The organism is Streptomyces sp. NPDC058284 (assembly GCF_042881135.1).
Lineage (GTDB): Bacteria > Actinomycetota > Actinomycetes > Streptomycetales > Streptomycetaceae > Streptomyces.
The window spans coordinates 115,709-131,557 of record NZ_JBHVYE010000012.1; the positions used below are offsets into that span (position 1 = coordinate 115,709).

At 73.1% G+C, this 15,849-nt stretch carries 12 protein-coding genes and 1 pseudogene; 7 read left to right on the forward strand and 6 right to left on the reverse strand.

Going from position 1 to position 15,849, the window contains the following annotated elements; genetic code table 11:
- Window positions 1-8: 8 nt before the first annotated feature.
- A complete protein-coding gene (locus ACFVYR_RS18755) occupies window positions 9-680 on the forward strand; it encodes a hypothetical protein (protein ID WP_384253624.1) in 672 nt (223 codons plus the stop codon).
- A gap of 182 nt (window positions 681-862) precedes the next feature.
- Here ACFVYR_RS18755 and ACFVYR_RS18760 read toward each other — a convergent pair whose 3' ends face one another.
- Together ACFVYR_RS18760 and ACFVYR_RS18765 are read right to left on the reverse strand one after the other, a co-directional pair.
- The gene (locus ACFVYR_RS18760; RefSeq protein ID WP_384253627.1) at window positions 863-3,256 is read right to left on the reverse strand and encodes a PQQ-binding-like beta-propeller repeat protein; all 2,394 of its coding nucleotides are present in this window, start codon (window positions 3,254-3,256) and stop codon (window positions 863-865) included.
- A 203-nt stretch (window positions 3,257-3,459) separates the two neighbouring features.
- Window positions 3,460-4,296, reverse strand: coding sequence for a VOC family protein (locus ACFVYR_RS18765; protein ID WP_384253630.1), 837 nt, complete (start codon window positions 4,294-4,296; stop codon window positions 3,460-3,462).
- 157 nt (window positions 4,297-4,453) lie between these two features.
- Between ACFVYR_RS18765 and ACFVYR_RS18770 the strand changes: the two genes are divergently transcribed.
- Window positions 4,454-5,101, forward strand: coding sequence for a TetR family transcriptional regulator (locus ACFVYR_RS18770; protein WP_384253632.1), 648 nt, complete (start codon window positions 4,454-4,456; stop codon window positions 5,099-5,101).
- A 123-nt stretch (window positions 5,102-5,224) separates the two neighbouring features.
- Here ACFVYR_RS18770 and ACFVYR_RS18775 read toward each other — a convergent pair.
- Both ACFVYR_RS18775 and ACFVYR_RS18780 read right to left on the reverse strand, forming a co-directional pair.
- Window positions 5,225-5,591 (reverse strand): annotated as a pseudogene (locus ACFVYR_RS18775) (nitroreductase/quinone reductase family protein).
- Window positions 5,591-6,817 (reverse strand): acyl-CoA dehydrogenase family protein, encoded by a 1,227-nt coding sequence (locus ACFVYR_RS18780; protein WP_384253634.1) that lies wholly within the window; start codon window positions 6,815-6,817, stop codon window positions 5,591-5,593. Before ACFVYR_RS18780 ends, ACFVYR_RS18775 begins: the two are co-directional and overlap by 1 nt.
- A gap of 153 nt (window positions 6,818-6,970) precedes the next feature.
- Here ACFVYR_RS18780 and ACFVYR_RS18785 point away from each other — a divergent pair, with 153 nt between their 5' ends.
- Complete coding sequence (locus ACFVYR_RS18785; RefSeq protein ID WP_384253637.1) at window positions 6,971-8,203, forward strand: acetyl-CoA acetyltransferase; 1,233 nt, start codon at window positions 6,971-6,973, stop codon at window positions 8,201-8,203.
- Between the two features lie 61 nt (window positions 8,204-8,264).
- On the forward strand, window positions 8,265-9,005 hold the full coding sequence (locus ACFVYR_RS18790) for a pyridoxal 5'-phosphate synthase (protein WP_384253640.1): 741 nt from the start codon (window positions 8,265-8,267) through the stop codon (window positions 9,003-9,005).
- A gap of 162 nt (window positions 9,006-9,167) precedes the next feature.
- Here ACFVYR_RS18790 and ACFVYR_RS18795 read toward each other — a convergent pair whose 3' ends face one another.
- Window positions 9,168-10,085 (reverse strand): GNAT family N-acetyltransferase, encoded by a 918-nt coding sequence (locus ACFVYR_RS18795; protein WP_384253642.1) that lies wholly within the window; start codon window positions 10,083-10,085, stop codon window positions 9,168-9,170.
- Between the two features lie 57 nt (window positions 10,086-10,142).
- Entirely contained in the window at window positions 10,143-10,565 is a 423-nt protein-coding gene (locus ACFVYR_RS18800) for a Zn-ribbon domain-containing OB-fold protein (protein WP_384253645.1), read from the reverse strand.
- A 392-nt stretch (window positions 10,566-10,957) separates the two neighbouring features.
- Here ACFVYR_RS18800 and ACFVYR_RS18805 point away from each other — a divergent pair, with 392 nt between their 5' ends.
- The 3 genes from ACFVYR_RS18805 (at window position 10,958) to ACFVYR_RS18815 (ending at window position 15,832) form a co-directional block, all read left to right on the forward strand.
- Window positions 10,958-12,115 carry a flavin-containing monooxygenase gene (locus ACFVYR_RS18805; RefSeq protein WP_384253647.1) on the forward strand — a complete coding sequence of 386 codons (1,158 nt, stop codon included), beginning with the start codon at window positions 10,958-10,960 and terminating at the stop codon, window positions 12,113-12,115.
- Window positions 12,116-12,597: 482 nt separating this feature from the next.
- Complete coding sequence (locus ACFVYR_RS18810) at window positions 12,598-14,823, forward strand: acetate--CoA ligase family protein (protein WP_384253649.1); 2,226 nt, start codon at window positions 12,598-12,600, stop codon at window positions 14,821-14,823.
- 145 nt (window positions 14,824-14,968) lie between these two features.
- The gene (locus ACFVYR_RS18815; RefSeq protein WP_384253651.1) at window positions 14,969-15,832 is read left to right on the forward strand and encodes an enoyl-CoA hydratase/isomerase family protein; all 864 of its coding nucleotides are present in this window, start codon (window positions 14,969-14,971) and stop codon (window positions 15,830-15,832) included.
- Window positions 15,833-15,849: the final 17 nt, after the last annotated feature.

Consider the following 15,849-nt stretch of genomic DNA (forward strand, 5'->3'; position numbering starts at 1 on the left):
AGCCCGCCATGGTCCGCAACGTCGTCGGGTCGGTCCTCGCTCTCATCGGAGCGACGGCCGCCGTATGGAGCCCCTTCCGTGACTGGTACGGCGGTCGTCCCGGCCGTGACTTCCGCATCGACGAGCTGTTCTCCGGCGGCGGCGTCACCGAAGCCAAGGCGGAACTCTTCGCCTCGCTCTTCCTGCCGTTCGCCTTCGCCGCGCTGCTGACCCTGGCCGGTCTGGTCCTGAGGTCGCGGCTCCTCGTGGCGCTCGCGGGCGTCGTCGTGCTCGGCTTCACGGTGCTGTGGATGGTCCGGCAGGGGCAGTCGCAGGGCAGCCTGACCGTCGCGGGCGACGGCTCGGGCCTGAACCAGGGCCTGCTGGGCAGCCTCGGCGGCGGGGCGCTGCTGCTGCTCGCCGCGGCGGTCATGCGGGGGCGTGCGCGGCGCGGATCGCGGGGGCGGTCGCGCCGGGAACCGGCGGTCGTGGAACCGGACCCGGGCGCGCACCAGTACCAGGACCAATATCAGGACTCCCGGCGGTACGAGCCGTACGAGACGCCTGAGCCCTACGCGGCACCCGAGCCCTACGGGACGCCCGAGCCGACCGACCCGTACGGGACCCCCGAGCCCCACCCGTACCAGGACCCGCCGACGCCGCCCCCGCCCCAGGACCCGCGCCAGGCCCCTCCCCGCTAGGGTCTGTCTTTCGGATCAGGCCGGACTTGGGCGGCCTTGCCTTGGGTCGGGCTTGAGCGGGGTCTGGTGCGTGCAGCTGCAAGGCGGAGGAGGGCGGCAACGCGGAGCGTTGGCAACCGACGACAACGCCGCAGATGCGCGTGCCAGGCCCCGCGACCCCGGACAGATCCGAAAGACAGGCCCTAGGTCCGGGGTGACGTCCCCGTACCCCGCTCCGCGTCCAGCGCGTACACGCAGCGGTCCTTGCTGCACGCGTACACCACACCGTCGATGACGACGGGCGCACCCGTGATCTCGCCGCCCGTGGCCAGCTTCCAGCGGAGGCGGCCGTCGTCCGCCTTCAGGGTGTAGAGCAGGTGGTCCGTGGAGCCGAAGTGGATGCGCCGGTCGGCGACGACGGGGGCGCCGACGACCTCGCCGCCCGCCTGGAAGCGCCACTTCGGCGTGCCGGTGACCGCGTCGAGGGTGTAGAGGCCCTTGCCGCTGCCCACGTGGACGTGGCCGTCCGCGACGAGGACCGGCTCGATCGAGGAGCGGGACTCCGTGGCGATGCGCCAGCGGTCGCGGCCGTCCGTCGCGTCGAGGGCGTACACCGTGCCGAGGTAGTCGGCGAGGTAGACGCCGCCGCCCGTGACGGCGGGGCCCGGCGCGAAGGCGGGCGGGCAGAGGAAGGCGGCCGGTGCCTCGAAGTGCCAGCGGACGTGCCCGCCGAGCACGTCGATCGCGAGGACGCGGGTGCCCGCGGCCACGTACACGTAGCCGTCCTGCGCCTGGGTGAGCCGTACCGGCACGCCGCCGCAGGAGGCCGCGTCGCCCACGGGGTAGGACCAGCGTTCCTCGCCGGTCCGCGCCTCCAGGGCGCGCAGTCTCGCGCCCTTCCAGACGTACACCGTGCCGTCGAGGACGACGGGCCCGGCCTCGGGCGTCTCGAAGTCGGTCTGGGCGCCGGTGATCTCCCACAGCTTCTCGCCGTTGACCGCCTCCCAGGCCTGGACGCCGCCGCCGCGCGTGCCGGTGACGACCGTGCCGCGGTCGGCCTGGAGGGAGTACACCCAGGCGTCGGTCGACAGGCGCCACAGGTCGGAGCCGTCCGAGCCGTCGAGGGCGTAGAGCGTGGGGCCGTCGGAGGCGTGGATACGGCCGTCCGCGACCGCCATGGACCAGGCGACGTCGCGCGTCTTGAAGCTGCGGCGGCCGGTGCCGACGTCCAGGGCGTGCACCTCGAAGGAGGTGACGTAGACGAGGTTCCCGGCGACCGCGGGGGTGCCCCAGACGTCGTTGGACATCCGGAAGCGCCACGGCCGCCACGAGGCGGGGCCCGCTTCGGGGGCCGGGGCGGGCGCCGGTACCGCGGCGGCCACCGGGTCGACGCCGTTGCCCGCGGCCCGCTGCGGCGCGGACCGCGACCAGGAGGCGGCGAGCCCCGAGTCACGGGGCACGGCGCCGGTGCGGGCGCTCGCCACCCGCGGCCCGGGGCCGATCGGCACCTTCGCCCCGGCGAGCCGCACCGGGCCCGCGTCGGGCGCGGCGGCGAAGGGCGGCTGGGACGGGGCGGGCGGTGGCGGCTGCCGCAGGGGCGGCGGCGGTGCGGTGACGGGCGCGGGCGGCGCGGCGGCCACGGCGCCACGGCCGCCGCTGCGTCCTGCCGAGGCGGGGACCCGGGCGGGCGGCCGGCCGCCCCGGCGGGCCTCGATCAGCGCGACGGCCCGCTCGGGCAGCCAGGCGGACGCCGTACCGCTGTCGTCGTTGTCGGCGCTCTCGGAGGCGAAGAGGTGCGGCGCGAGCTGGGACTGCAGGTCGCCGGGGGTGGGCCGGAGCGCGGCCTCCATCTGCATGCACGACTCGATGAGGGGGCGCAGCTCGTCGGGGAGGCCTTCGAGGTCGGGGCCCTCCCTGAGCAGCATGAAGACGGTCTCGACGGGGTTGGCGCCGTGGAACGGCGCGTGCCCGGTGGCGGCGAAGACGAGGGTCGAGCCGAGCGAGAAGACGTCGCTCGCGCCGGTGACGCTGCGCGAGTCCTTCGCCTGCTCGGGTGACATGTACGCGGGCGTGCCGACGGCGACGTTGGTCATGGTGAGCCGCGTGTTGGAGACGCCGGACGCGATGCCGAAGTCGATGACGCGCGGTCCGTCCTCGACGACGAGGACGTTGGACGGCTTGAGGTCACGGTGGACGAGGCCCGCGCCGTGGATGGACTCCAGGGCCTCGGCCACGCCTGCCGCCAGCCAGCGCACCGCCTGGGTGGGCAGCGGCCCGTGTTCATTCACTATTTCTTCGAGGGAGGGCGCGGGGACGTACGCCGTGGCGAGCCAGGGCACGGCGGCCCGCGGGTCGGCGTCCACCACCGCGGCCGTGTAGAAGCCGGACACGGCGCGGGCCGCCTCGACCTCGCGCGTGAAGCGGACACGGAACAGCTGGTCCTCGGCGAGCTCGGTCCGCACCGTCTTGATCGCCACGCGCCGCCCCGACGCGGAGCGCGCGAGATAGACCAGACCCATGCCACCGGCACCAAGTCGGCCGAGGACCTCGAACGGGCCGATCCGCCTCGGATCGTGCTGCGTCAGCTGATCCACCACTTGCCTTGCCACCTCCCCGTACGCGGCCGTCGAAGAAGACAGCCCCGTGCAGCGTCTCACCACCGAGCCGCTACGGCGGCACGCACCCTGATTCTTCCTGTCCGGGCCGGTCGTGGCGAACCCGGGGCGGGATCGGGGTGTCTACGGACAAAACCCCACCGCCGAGGGTCCCGGGACGGCCCGACCGCCCCTCATCGGCCCCCTCAATCCTGAAGGACCGCGAACATCGCCCCTTGATTGTCCGTGAGGACCGCGATCCTGCCGTACGGGCTGTCGGCGGGCGGCGCCTGGACGCGTCCGCCGAGCCGGGTCGTCGTGGCCGCCGCGGCGTCGGTGTCGGTGACCTGGAAGTAGACGAGGAAGTGCGGGGGCATCCGGGCGGCGGAGGGGGATCCGGTGAGCAGGGCACGGCCGCCGACCGCCGTGTCGGGTCCTGGCTCGGCGCCCGCGGGCGACCAGGCGCGGAAGTCCGCGCCGCCGAGGTCGCGGTCGAGGCCCAGGTCCAGGCCGGGGCCGAGGTCCAGCTCCGTACTGCCGTAGCCGAAGACGCTCTCGTAGAAGGGGTCGACCACGTCGCCGTCGCGCGAGTACACCTCGGTCCAGCAGTACGAGCCGGGCTGCCGCTGCTTGCCGAAGCCCTGGTGCGTGCCGGCCTGCCAGAGCCCGAAGACGGCGCCCTCGGGGTCGGCGGCCAGGCCCATGGTCCCGGCGGGGTCCACCCGTACGGGTTCCCTGATCATGGAGCCGCCCGCGTCCCTGACGCGCTCGGCCAGCGCGGCCGCGTCCGGCGTGGCCAGGTACACGGTCCACACGGTCGGCATGCGGCCGTCGGCCTTGGGCGCGAGGGCGGCGACGGGCAGGCCCTCGCTGTACGCCTGGGTGTAGTGGCCGTATTCCGGTCCCGCGCCCTCGTCGAAGGTCCATCCGAAGAGCTCGCCGTAGAACCGCTTGCCGCCCGCGACGTCGGGGAGCATCGCGTCGGCCCAGCAGGGCACGCCCTCCGCGTAACCGCCCCCTGTGTCCCGCTCTGCGTAGTCCATGCCAGTCAAGCTAGCGGCCCGCCCCGTCCTCCGCAGCGCGCGCATTCGAACATTTGGGCAATTCTCACCGATGGCCCCACGCGCCGCGCTCACGCGCCCCAACCCCATTTGCACTCGGCCGAATCGCGCTCCGATCACCCCTCGGTAAGCTGACGGCATGACAGGACAGGTACGTACCGTCGACGGCCGCGTGGCCGGCCGGCGCGGTCAGGCAACGCGTCAGAAGCTGCTCGACTGCCTCAGCGAGATGCTCAGCTCGTCGCCCTACCGGGACGTCAAAGTCATCGACGTCGCCCGGAAGGCAGGGACTTCACCCGCGACCTTCTACCAGTACTTCCCGGACGTGGAAGGCGCCGTCCTGGAGATCGCCGAGCAAATGGCGGCGGAGGGCGCCGAGTTGACCCAGCTGCTCGACGGGCGCTCGTGGGTCGGCAAGGCGGGCTGGCAGACCTCCCAGGACCTCGTCGACGGCTTCCTCGACTTCTGGCGCAAGAACGACGCGATCCTCCGGGTCGTCGATCTCGGTGCCGCCGAGGGCGACAAGCGCTTCTACAAGATCCGGATGAAGATCCTCAACTCGGTCAACAACTCCCTTACGGACACCGTGAAGGAGCTGCAGACCAAGGGCAAGATCGACAAGGACGTGAACCCGGCGGCCATGGCGGGCTCCCTGGTCGCGATGCTCGCCGCCGTCGCCTCCCACCAGCGCGGCTTCCAGACGTGGGGCGTGAAGCAGGCCGAACTCAAGCCGAATCTGGCGCTGTTGGTACATTTGGGCGTAACGGGAAAGAAGCCGTCGAAGTAGCCCCGACGGGCACATTTCCCCTAAACCTTCCCTAAAGCGACCCTCTGCTCCTCAAGTCCTGTCAGCCCGACGGCGGATCACCACGGTGATCCGCCGCTGTGGTCTGTACTCCCTGAACCCCGCTCAGCGCCTCTCGAGGCGGAACAGCCGTATCTCCCGGTCCACCCTGGCTTGGTACGCGGCGTACGGCGGCCAGAACTTCAGCGCCGGTCCACGCGGGATGGCCGGGCCGCCCGAAGTTGGACCCGACAAGCACCCAGGTACCGGCCTCGCCCTCGGGCATGCACGCCAACGGCGTACGCCTCGGCAGTCCGCTCTTCGCCCCGCGCGCGGTCAGGACGACACCGGGCAGCATCCGCGCGCTCAGCAGCACCTTGCCGCGGGTCAGCCGGTGCACGGTGCGGTCCATCGCGGGGATGAAGTGCGGGGCGATCCTCGCGAAGGCCCGGGTGGACGACACCTTCTGCACGAGACGCAGGCCCGGCGGCATCAGACGGCCTCGCCGAGCGGGGGGACGCGGTCGCCCGCGAAGAGACCGGCCCGTTCCGCCGCCCGCGCCCGCAGCCGGTGCACCGGACCGAGGAGCAGCTCGTCACCTGCCGCGCGCTTGAAGTACAGATGCGCCTCGTGCTCCCAGGTGAACCCGATGCCGCCGTGCAGCTGCACCGCTTCCGACGCGGCGGTCCTGAGCGCGTCGAGGCCCTGCGCGAGGGCCAGCCCGCCGGCCCGTTCGGCGCCCTGCCCGCCGAACCCGGCGGCCTCCGCGCCCGCGGCCCACGCCGCGTAGTAGGCGGCCGACCGCGCCGCCTGCACCTGTACGTACACGTCGGCGAGGCGGTGCTTGACCGCCTGGAAGGAGCCGATGGCGCGCCCGAACTGCTCGCGCTGCCGCACATATTCGACGGTGCGCTCCAGCGCCCGGTCCGCAGCGCCGACGGATTCGGCCGCGACGACCGTGGCCGCGACGTCCCCCACGGCGGCGAGTGCGGCCGGCACGTCGGCCTCGTCGCCGCCCAGCAACTCCGCCGCCACGTCCCGCAGTTCGACCCGCGCCTGGGTGCGGGTCTCGTCCAGCGCGGTCTGCCGCGCCCGCGCCATGCCGCGCGCTCCCTCGCGTACGAGGAAGAGGAGCGTACGGGAGCGGGCGAAGCCGCCCGTGTGGGCCGCCACCACGAGGAGCCCGGCGCTGTGCCCGTCGACGACCTGCTCGGTCTGCCCGTACAGCCGCCACGCCCCGCCGTCCCTTCGCGCCTGCACGCCGCCCGCGCGGCCACCGCCCGCCCAGTCGCCGCTGTTGTCCCCGACGAGGCCGAGCGCCGTGGCGAGCCCGGTGCCGGGAACGGCGAGGGCGGCGGTCAGCTCGCCTGCGGCGATGCGGGGCAGGAGTGCGGCGCGCTGCCGCTCGGTACCGAGGGCCAGGATCAGCGGGGCGGCGAGTACGGCGGTGGCGAGGAGCGGCGACGGCACGAGGGCCCGCCCCAACTCCTCGCAGGCGAGGGCGAGTTCCGCTGTGGTGCAGCCGACACCTCCGTACGCCTCCGGGATGGCGAGCCCGGGCAGGCCGAGCTGTTCGGCGAGGGCGGACCACAGGGCGGCGTCGTGGCCGGCCGGAGTGCGCACGGCCGTCCTGACCTCGTCGGGACCGCACCGTTTCCCGATCATTTCGCGAAGGGTGCGGCGGATCTCGTCCTGCTCCGCACTGAAGGCGGCGTCCATCGGCAGGCTCCTCCCCCGGGCGCGAGGGCCCGGTCCCAGATCTGACGGGCCGTCATGCTAGGACCGCGATGCCGATATGCACAGAGCGCCGACGTCACGCGAGGCGATCGCACCCCTCTACCGCGACGTGCCACCTGATGTACCGTCAGATTCATGGCCGCCACCACGCGCACCACGCCAAGTACCGCACCACACACCGCCTCTCGCCGCTCCCCCCGCCCCTCTTCGCCGCGCAAGGTCGCCGTCGTCGGTGTGGCCCTCTCGGACTGCGGCCGGGTCGACGACGCCACCCCCTACGCCCTGCACGCCCAGGCGGCCCGCCGGGCGCTCGCCGACTCCGGGCTCGGCCGCGACGTGATCGACGGCATCGGCTCCGCGGGCCTCGGCACGCTGGCGCCGGTCGAGGTCGCCGAGTACCTCGGGCTTGCGCCACGCTGGGTGGACTCGACGTCGGTCGGCGGGGCCACCTGGGAGGTCATGGCGGCGCACGCGGCCGACGCGATCGCGGCGGGCCGGGCCAACGCCGTCCTCCTCGTGTACGGCTCGACGGCCCGCGCGGACATCAGGGCCGGGCGCCGCACGTCGAACCTCTCCTTCGGCGCGCGCGGACCGCTCCAGTTCGAGGTCCCGTACGGGCATTCCCTGATCGCCAAGTACGCGATGGCCGCGCGCCGCCACATGCACGAGTACGGTACGACGCTGGAGCAGCTCGCCTCGGTGGCCGTGCAGGCGCGGGCCAACGCGGCGACCAACCCCGACGCGATGTTCCGCGACCCCGTCACGGTCGACGAGGTCCTCGGCGGCCCCATGATCGCGGACCCGTTCACCAAGCTGCACTGCTGCATACGGTCCGACGGCGGCTGCGCGGTCCTGCTCGCCGCGGAGGAGTACGTGCCCGACTGCGCGTCCGAACCGGTATGGGTGCTCGGCACGGGCGAACACGTCTCGCACACGACGATGTCGGAGTGGCCCGACTTCACGGTCTCCCCGGCGGCGGTCAGTGGCCGCCTCGCCTTCGAGCGGGCCGGGGTGCGGCCCTCGGACATCGACATCGCGGAGATCTACGACGCCTTCACGTACATGACACTGGTGACCCTGGAGGACCTCGGCTTCTGCGAGAAGGGCGAGGGCGGCCCCTTCGTGGAGAAGGGCCGCCTGCTCCGGGACGGCGCGCTCCCCACCAACACCGACGGCGGCGGCCTCTCCGCCCAGCACCCCGGCATGCGGGGCCTCTTCCTCCTGGTGGAAGCGGTCCGCCAACTCCGCGGCCGATCCGGCGCCGGCCAGGTGAGACGTCCCGACGGCAGCCTGCCCGAACTGGCGGTGGCGTCGGGGACGGGCGGATGGTTCTGCTCGTCGGGGACGGTGGTGCTGGGGCGGGGGTGACGGAACGGATCGCAGCGCCGGATGGGGACAATCACCGTATCCGGATGGGGACAATCGCCGTATGACGACACCACCCGCAGGCTCCGCCGCTCCAGGAGACCGCCCCGCCCGTCCCGCGTCCGAGTTCCAGAAGCTGCTGCGGGCCCAGCGGGTCTGGGACGTCGAGCTGCCCGCCTTCGACCCCGCCACCGCGCCCGCCGCGCCCCTCCCCCTCTTCCACGCGTGGTTCGCGGATGCGGTGGCCGCCGGGCAGCCCGAACCGCACACCATGGGTCTGGCGACGGTGGCGGAGGACGGCGGTCCCGACGTGCGGACCGTGATGCTGCACGACGCCGACGAGCACGGCTGGCACTTCGCCTCCCACGCCACCAGCAGGAAGGGCCACCAGCTCGCGGCCCGGCCGGAGGCCGCCCTGCACTTCTACTGGGCGGCGCGGGGCCGGCAGATCCGCATCAGGGGCCGGATCACCACGGCCCCGCACACCGAGAGCCTCGCCGACCTGCACGCCAGGTCGACGGGTGCGCTGGCCGCGGCGCTGGTGGGGCGGCAGAGCGAAGTCCTGCCGGAGTACGCGGAGTTGGTGCGGTCCTCCGAGGCCGCCTGGGAGCGGGCGCGGAGGGAACCGGACGCGGACGCGCCGACCTGGACCCTGTACGTCCTGGACCCGACGGAGGCGGAGTTCTTCCAGGGCGACGCACGACGCCGCCACGTGCGGCTGCGCTACCGCAAGCCGGAGCCGACCGGACCGGAGACCGGCCGGCCCCCGCACGGCGGCTGGGTCAAGGAGCTGCTGTGGCCGTGACGAGCGGCGGGACGTCTCCGTACCTCAGGCACCTCGGCAGGCGACGCGACGGCCGGACCGGAGGCCGGGCGGCCCCCACACACCAACTGACCCAAGGAGCCGCTGTGGCCGTGACGAACGGCGGGACGTCTCCGTGTCCCCCGGGCACCTCGGCAGGCGACGTCACGCCTCGCGGCCCGGCCCTCCCCCGAACTCGTACTGCGCGAAGTCCCGCACGGGGCGGTATCCGATGCGCTGGTAGAGGCTGTTGCTGGTCGGGTTGTCCAAGTCGGTGAAGAGCAGGACCTCGGCGGCGAGGGCGGCGCGGGTGGCCGCGACGGTGGCGGCGCCACCGAAGCCCCGGCCGCGCAGAGCCGCCGGGGTGTAGACAGGGGCCACGCGGACCTGCCCTGCGACGCGGGGTGTGACGCCTGCCATGGCGGCGGGAGCGCCGTCGGAGGTCTCCCAGAGGGTGACGCCTCCGTAGGCGAGGCGGGTGTCCGCCCAGTCGCCCGGGGCCATCGCGGGCCGTTCCCCGACCGCCTCCCCGAACTCCTGGTGCCAGCGTGCCAGCAGGGCACGGTCCGCCGAGGTGGCGACGCGGGCTCGGCCCGGGGGCACGGGCTCGGGCACGGTGAGGGTGCCGAGCCGGTACAGGCGCTGGCGGGCACCGAGCACGGCGGCGGCTCCGGTGCGCCGCTCCCAGACCCGCGCGAAGGCCTCCGCGGTGGCGCGGTCGGCGCCGACCCCGGGCAGGTCGGGGCAGTCCACGGCCAGCTGCCGGGCCAAGGCGTCGGCGGCCTCCGCGGTGGCCGGACCGAGCGCGAGGCGGTGCGGCTTGGTCCACAGGAAGGCACCCCGGACGGTCCCGTCGGCATCGGCGTACGTACCGAAGAGGGGCGCAGCTTTCCCGTACGCCTGGGGCCCCCGCATGCGCAGGACCTCGCTGGCGCTGAGCAGGGCGGTGTGCAGGGCGGGTTCGGAGTGCAGGAACTTCTCGCCGCGGGCGAGGAACTCCGAGAGGTCGGCGGTCAACTGCCAGCCGGCGAGGGGCTTCGAGGAGGGGCCGGCAGGGAAGGGGCCCGGTGACGAAGAGGACATGGACCATCATCCCTCGCACCCCACGGCCCCCGCCTCCGAATTGTTCGCCGTCCCGGCTCAGGCGGGCCGGAACACCGCGACGGCCACCCCCTCCGCCGCCTCCCGGAACGCCACCTCCACCGCCATCCCGACCCGCAGCGCACCGTCCTCGCAGTCGACGATCTCCGTCATCATGCGCGGCCCCTCGGCGAGGTCGACGACCGCGGCGACGTAGGGCACGCGGCTGCCGAACGGCGGCAGGTCGTTCCTGTGCACGACCGACCAGGTGTAGAGCGTGGCCCGGCCGCTCGCCCGCTCCCAGGTGACGTCCTCGCTCCAACAGCGCGGGCAGAACTCACGCGGGTAGTGATGGGCCGCACCGCACGCCCCGCAACGGCGGATCAGCAATCGCCCCTCGGCGGCGGCGTCCCAGTAGGGCCGGGTGAAGGCATCGGTCTCGGGAAGGTCGAAGCGCGGCTTGGCGCGCTGGTCCGTACTCATCAGAGAAGTCCGATCGCGTGGTCGTGATTCCGGATACGCCAGGACGACACGGGCACGGACACGGCCGCACGCGCCCCAACGCGAACGCGCACAGAATCAACCACCCGCCCGCACGAACCAGCCATTCCCGGGCAAAGACCGAAGCGCCCACAGACCGCCACCCACACCGCTCCTGACGCAACGTCAGTTCAGCGCACAAGTACCCGCCCACGCAAGAGGCACACACGTCGCCCACCCCCAACACCCCCTCCCCCACCCCGCACTCACACACGCCGCCCCTCCCCACCCGCACCCAACCCACCCCTCCCTTCCTCCCTCCCCTGTGATCAATTCGCAATCGGTTTCGGACTTGACCGTCACCCATCAAGTAGTCGCGCGGTTACTCTCCAGTCATGGCCGACTCCACTCCTCCGCTTACGCACACGCAGGACCGCCCCGTGTACGTCGTCGGTGGCGGGCCCGGCGGCCTCGCCGTCGCCGCGGCCCTGCGCGCACGCGGCGTCCGCGCGGTCGTCCTGGAGAAGTCCGACCGCGTCGCCGCCTCCTGGCGCGCTCACTACGACCGCCTCCACCTGCACACCACGCGCCGCCTCTCCGCCCTGCCCGGCCTGCCCATTCCCCGGTCGTTCGGCCGCTGGGTCTCCCGCGACAACGTCATCCGCTACCTGGAGAAGTACGCCGAGCACCACAAGCTCGACATCGTCACCGGCGTCGAGGTGACCGGTCTGGAGCGCACCGCCGACGGCACCGGCTGGCTGCTGCACGCCACCGGCGGACGCGAGCTGACGGGCAGCGCGGTGGTGATCGCCACCGGCTACAACCACACCCCCCACCTGCCGGACTGGCCCGGCCGCGACACCTACACCGGCGAACTCCTGCACGCGGGCGACTACCGCACCCCCCGCCCCTACACCGGCAGGGACGTCCTCGTCGTCGGCGTCGGCAACACGGGCGCCGAGATCGCCGTCGACCTCGCCGAGGGCGGCGCGGCCCGGGTCCGCCTCGCGGTACGCACGGCCCCGCACATCGTGCGCCGCTCCACGGCGGGGTGGCCCGCCCAGCGCTCGGGCATCCTGTGCCGCAGACTCCCGACCGCCCTGGCCGACCGGCTCGCGGGCCCGGTCACCCGGATGGGAGTCCCCGACCTGTCGGCCAAGGGACTGCCGCGCCCGGACACCGGCCTGTTCTCCCGGGCCCGGCAGGGCGCGATCCCCGTCCAGGACGTCGGCCTGATCGCCGCGATACGCAAGGGCCGGGTCGAACCGGTCGCCGCCGTGGAGTCGTTCGAGGCCGACAAGGTCGTCCTCGCCGACGGAACCAGGATCGCCCCGGACGCGGTCATCGCGGCCACCGGCTACCGTCGCGCCCTCGAAGGCCTGGTCGGCGACATCATCACCCTCGATCCCCGCGGCCGCCCGACCACCCACGGCCGCCGCACCGCGAAACACGCCCCCGACCTGTACTTCACCGGTTTCACGAACCCCATCAGCGGCATGCTCCGCGAACTGTCCCGCGACGCAGAGAAGATAGCCAAGGCGATCACACGCTGAAGCCCCCACCGGCCCGCAGCCGCGAGCGGCCCCGGAGAGTAGGCAGCCGAACCCCCACCGGGGCGCGGTCGCACGCGCACCGGAGGGGACGTGGGGGTATGTGCGAACGGAGCACCGAGCACGCTGTAGCCCCATTGTTCGTGCAGCGTGACGCAGGGATAGCGAGTACGCACATACCCCCGCGCCCCCACCCCACAACCGAACAACAGGCGCACCAGCCACAACGCACCCGCACACGCGACCGTCCCCGCGGCCGATTCCCGACCTTGGCAACCCGCGGAGACTACGGTTCCGTTGACCACAAGACCCACGGCAAAAGCCACCACAAGAGGCACGACAAGAGGCACGACAAGAGGCACAAGAACACGGCGAGGCCCCCCTCGCCACCAGGCTTTGCCCGCAGCCCCATTCCTGACTCAGCGTCAGTTCAGTAATCTGACTGTGCGTCAGGTAAGTGCTGTCACACAGGAGCGGGCGGACCGATGCTTGGATCGACTCACGGCACCTTCACCACCGACCCCCGCCGCGCGCATGTTGTGGCCTGCGGCGAACTCCCAACCAGCGCAGTGCACGGCAGAGCCGTCACGGCGGACGACCTGGACGTCAGCGGCCGGCCGCTGTACGCGGGCGTACCCGACCTCGACCGCTTCTTCCGCCCGGGATCCGTAGCCGTCGTGGGCGCCTCGGACACCGAGGGCCGCCCCAACACCGGCATCACGCGGCAGCTCATCACCTGGGCCGAGCGGGTCGGCGCCCGACTGCACCCCGTACACCCCAGCCGCAAGGCCGTCTTCGGCATCACCTGCTTCCCTTCCGTGGCGGACCTGCCCGAACAGGTCGACCTGGCCGTACTCCTGGTCGGCGACCCGCTGCCCGTCATCGAGCAGCTCGCCGAGGAGAAGGTGCGGTTCGCCGTCGCCTTCGCCTCGAGGTTCGCCGAGACCGGCGAGGAGGGCGCGGCGGCCCAGGCCCGCCTCGCCGCCGCAGTCCAGCGCTCGGGCCTCAGGCTGCTCGGACCGAACACGAACCTCAACGCCTTCGAGAAGTTCCGCGAGGACCTCGAAGGCCCCGCCATCGCGCTGATCACCCAGTCCGGCCACCAGGGCCGCCCCGTCTTCACCATGCAGGAGCTGGGCGTACGCCTCTCCCACTGGGCGCCCACCGGCAACGAGGCCGACCTGGAGACCTCCGACTTCATCTCCTACTTCGCCGAACGCCCCGAGGTCGGCGCCATCGCCTGCTACGTCGAGGGCCTCAAGGACGGCCGCGCCTTCCTGCTCGCCGCCGACCGGGCGGCCCGGCGCGGCGTGCCGATCGTCGCCGTGAAGGTCGGCCGCACCGAGACCGGCGCCCGTACGGCCGCCTCACACACCGGCAAGCTGACCGGCGCGGACGCGGTGGTGGACGCGGCGATGCGGCAGTTCGGCGTGATCCGCGTGGACGGGCTCGACGAACTCCAGGACACGTCCGCGCTCCTCGCACGGGCCCGCAGGCCGCAGGCCGACGGCGTGGCCGTCTATTCGATCTCGGGCGGCACGGGCGCGCACTTCTCGGATCTGGCGACGGAGGCGGGCCTCACCCTGCCTACGCTCTCCGACGCCAGGCAGGCGGAGCTGCACCAGTGGATACCGGAGTACCTGAACGTCGCCAACCCCATCGACAACGGCGGGCACCCCGTCGGCGACTGGCGCGGCCGCAAGATCATCGACGCGATCCTGGCCGACCCCGCGGTGGGCGTGCTGGTCTGCCCGATCACCGGTCCCTTCCCGCCGATGAGCGACAAGCTCGCACAGGACCTGGTGGACGCGGCGGAGCGGACGGACAAGCTGGTGTGCGTGGTGTGGGGCTCGCCCGTCGGCACCGAGGCCGCCTACCGCGAGACGCTCCTCGGCTCCTCGCGCGTCGCGACCTTCCGCACCTTCGCCAACTGCATCACGGCGGTGCGCGCCTATCTGGACCACCACCGCTTCACGGCCGGCTACCGCTCCCCCTTCGACGAGGCGCCGCGCACGCCGTCCCCCTCCTTCCGCAAGGCGCAGGCCCTGATGCGGCCCGGCCAGCAGCTCAGCGAGCACGCGGCGAAGCAGCTGCTGCGCGCGTACGGGATACGGGTGCCGCGGGAGCAGCTGGTGACCAGCGCGGCGGCGGCCGTCCGCGCGGCCGGGCTCGTCGGCTATCCGGTCGTCATGAAGGCGTCGGGCCCGCAGCTCGCGCACAAGACCGAGCTGGGCCTGGTGAAGATCGGGCTGACCTCCGCGAGCCAGGTGCGGGACGCGTACCGCGAGCTCACGGACATCGCCCGGTACGAGGGCGTCGCGCTGGACGGCATCCTGGTCTGCCAGATGGTCGAGCGGGGCGTCGAGATGGTCGTCGGGGTCACGCACGACGCGCTCTTCGGGCCGACCGTGACGGTCGGGCTCGGCGGAGTGCTCGTCGAGGTCCTGCGGGACGCGGCCGTGCGGGTGCCGCCCTTCGGGGAGGACCAGGCGAAGGCGATGCTGTGCGAACTGCGGGGCCGGGCCCTGCTGGACGGGGTCAGGGGCGCGCCGCCCGCGGACGTGGACGCGCTGGTCGAGGTGGTGCTGCGGGTGCAGCGGATGGCGCTCGAATTGGGCGACGACATCGCGGAGCTGGACATCAACCCCTTGATGGTGCTGCCGCGCGGCCAAGGGGCGGTAGCGCTCGACGCGTTCGCCGCGTGCCACTAGGGCCTGTGGCGGCCGAACCCGGGCCCACACCCCGGCCCACGCCACCCGCACCCCGGTCCACACCCAAGCCCACACCCCCGCCCACACCCGAGCCCGCCTCCGCGCGCCCCCAGCCCGCCTCCCCGCGAAACGGAGCCACTCCCCCATGACAGCCTCCCCCGAGCCACAAAGCCCCACCGAACCCGCAGAACCCGCCGCGCTCGCCGATCCCACCGACCCCCTCGACTCATTGATACTGCACACCACTGACAACGGCGTCTCGTGGATCACGCTCAACCGGCCGGAGGCCATGAACGCCGTCACGTGGGACCAGCGCGAACGCGTCATCGCGCTGCTCGGGGAGGCGTCCGGCGACCCGTCGGTGCGGGCCGTGGTGATCACCGCGACCGGCAAGGGGTTCTGCGCGGGCGCCGATCTGCGCGGGGCGCCGAGCACGGGCGAGCGGGTGCCCGGCGACGTCGCCCGGACCATCAGGCAGGGCGCGCAGCGGCTCGTCGCCGCGGTCCTCGACTGCGAGAAGCCGGTGATCGCCGCGGTGAACGGCACCGCCGCCGGGATCGGGGCCCATCTGGCGTTCGCGTGCGATCTGGTCGTCGCGGCCGGGACCGCCAGGTTCATCGAGGTGTTCGTGCGCCGGGGCCTCGTGCCGGACGGCGGCGGCGCGTATCTGCTGCCCCGGCTGATCGGGCCACAGCGGGCGAAGGAGCTGATGTTCTTCGGGGACGCGGTCTCGGCCGCCGATGCCGAACGGTTGGGGCTCGTCAACCGTGTCGTACCGGCCGACGAGCTGGAGAGGACGGCGCGGGCGTGGGCGGAGCGGCTCGCGGCCGGGCCGACCCGCGCGCTGGCCATGACCAAGCAATTGGTCAACGCCTCCCTGGAGTCGGACCGCGCGACGGCCTTCGCCGCCGAGGCCGCGGCGCAGGAGATCAACATGACCACGGCGGACGCGAACGAGGGCGTGGCCGCCTTCGTGGCCCGCCGCTCACCCTCGTACCGGGGCCGCTGACCCTCATTCCTTGGAAC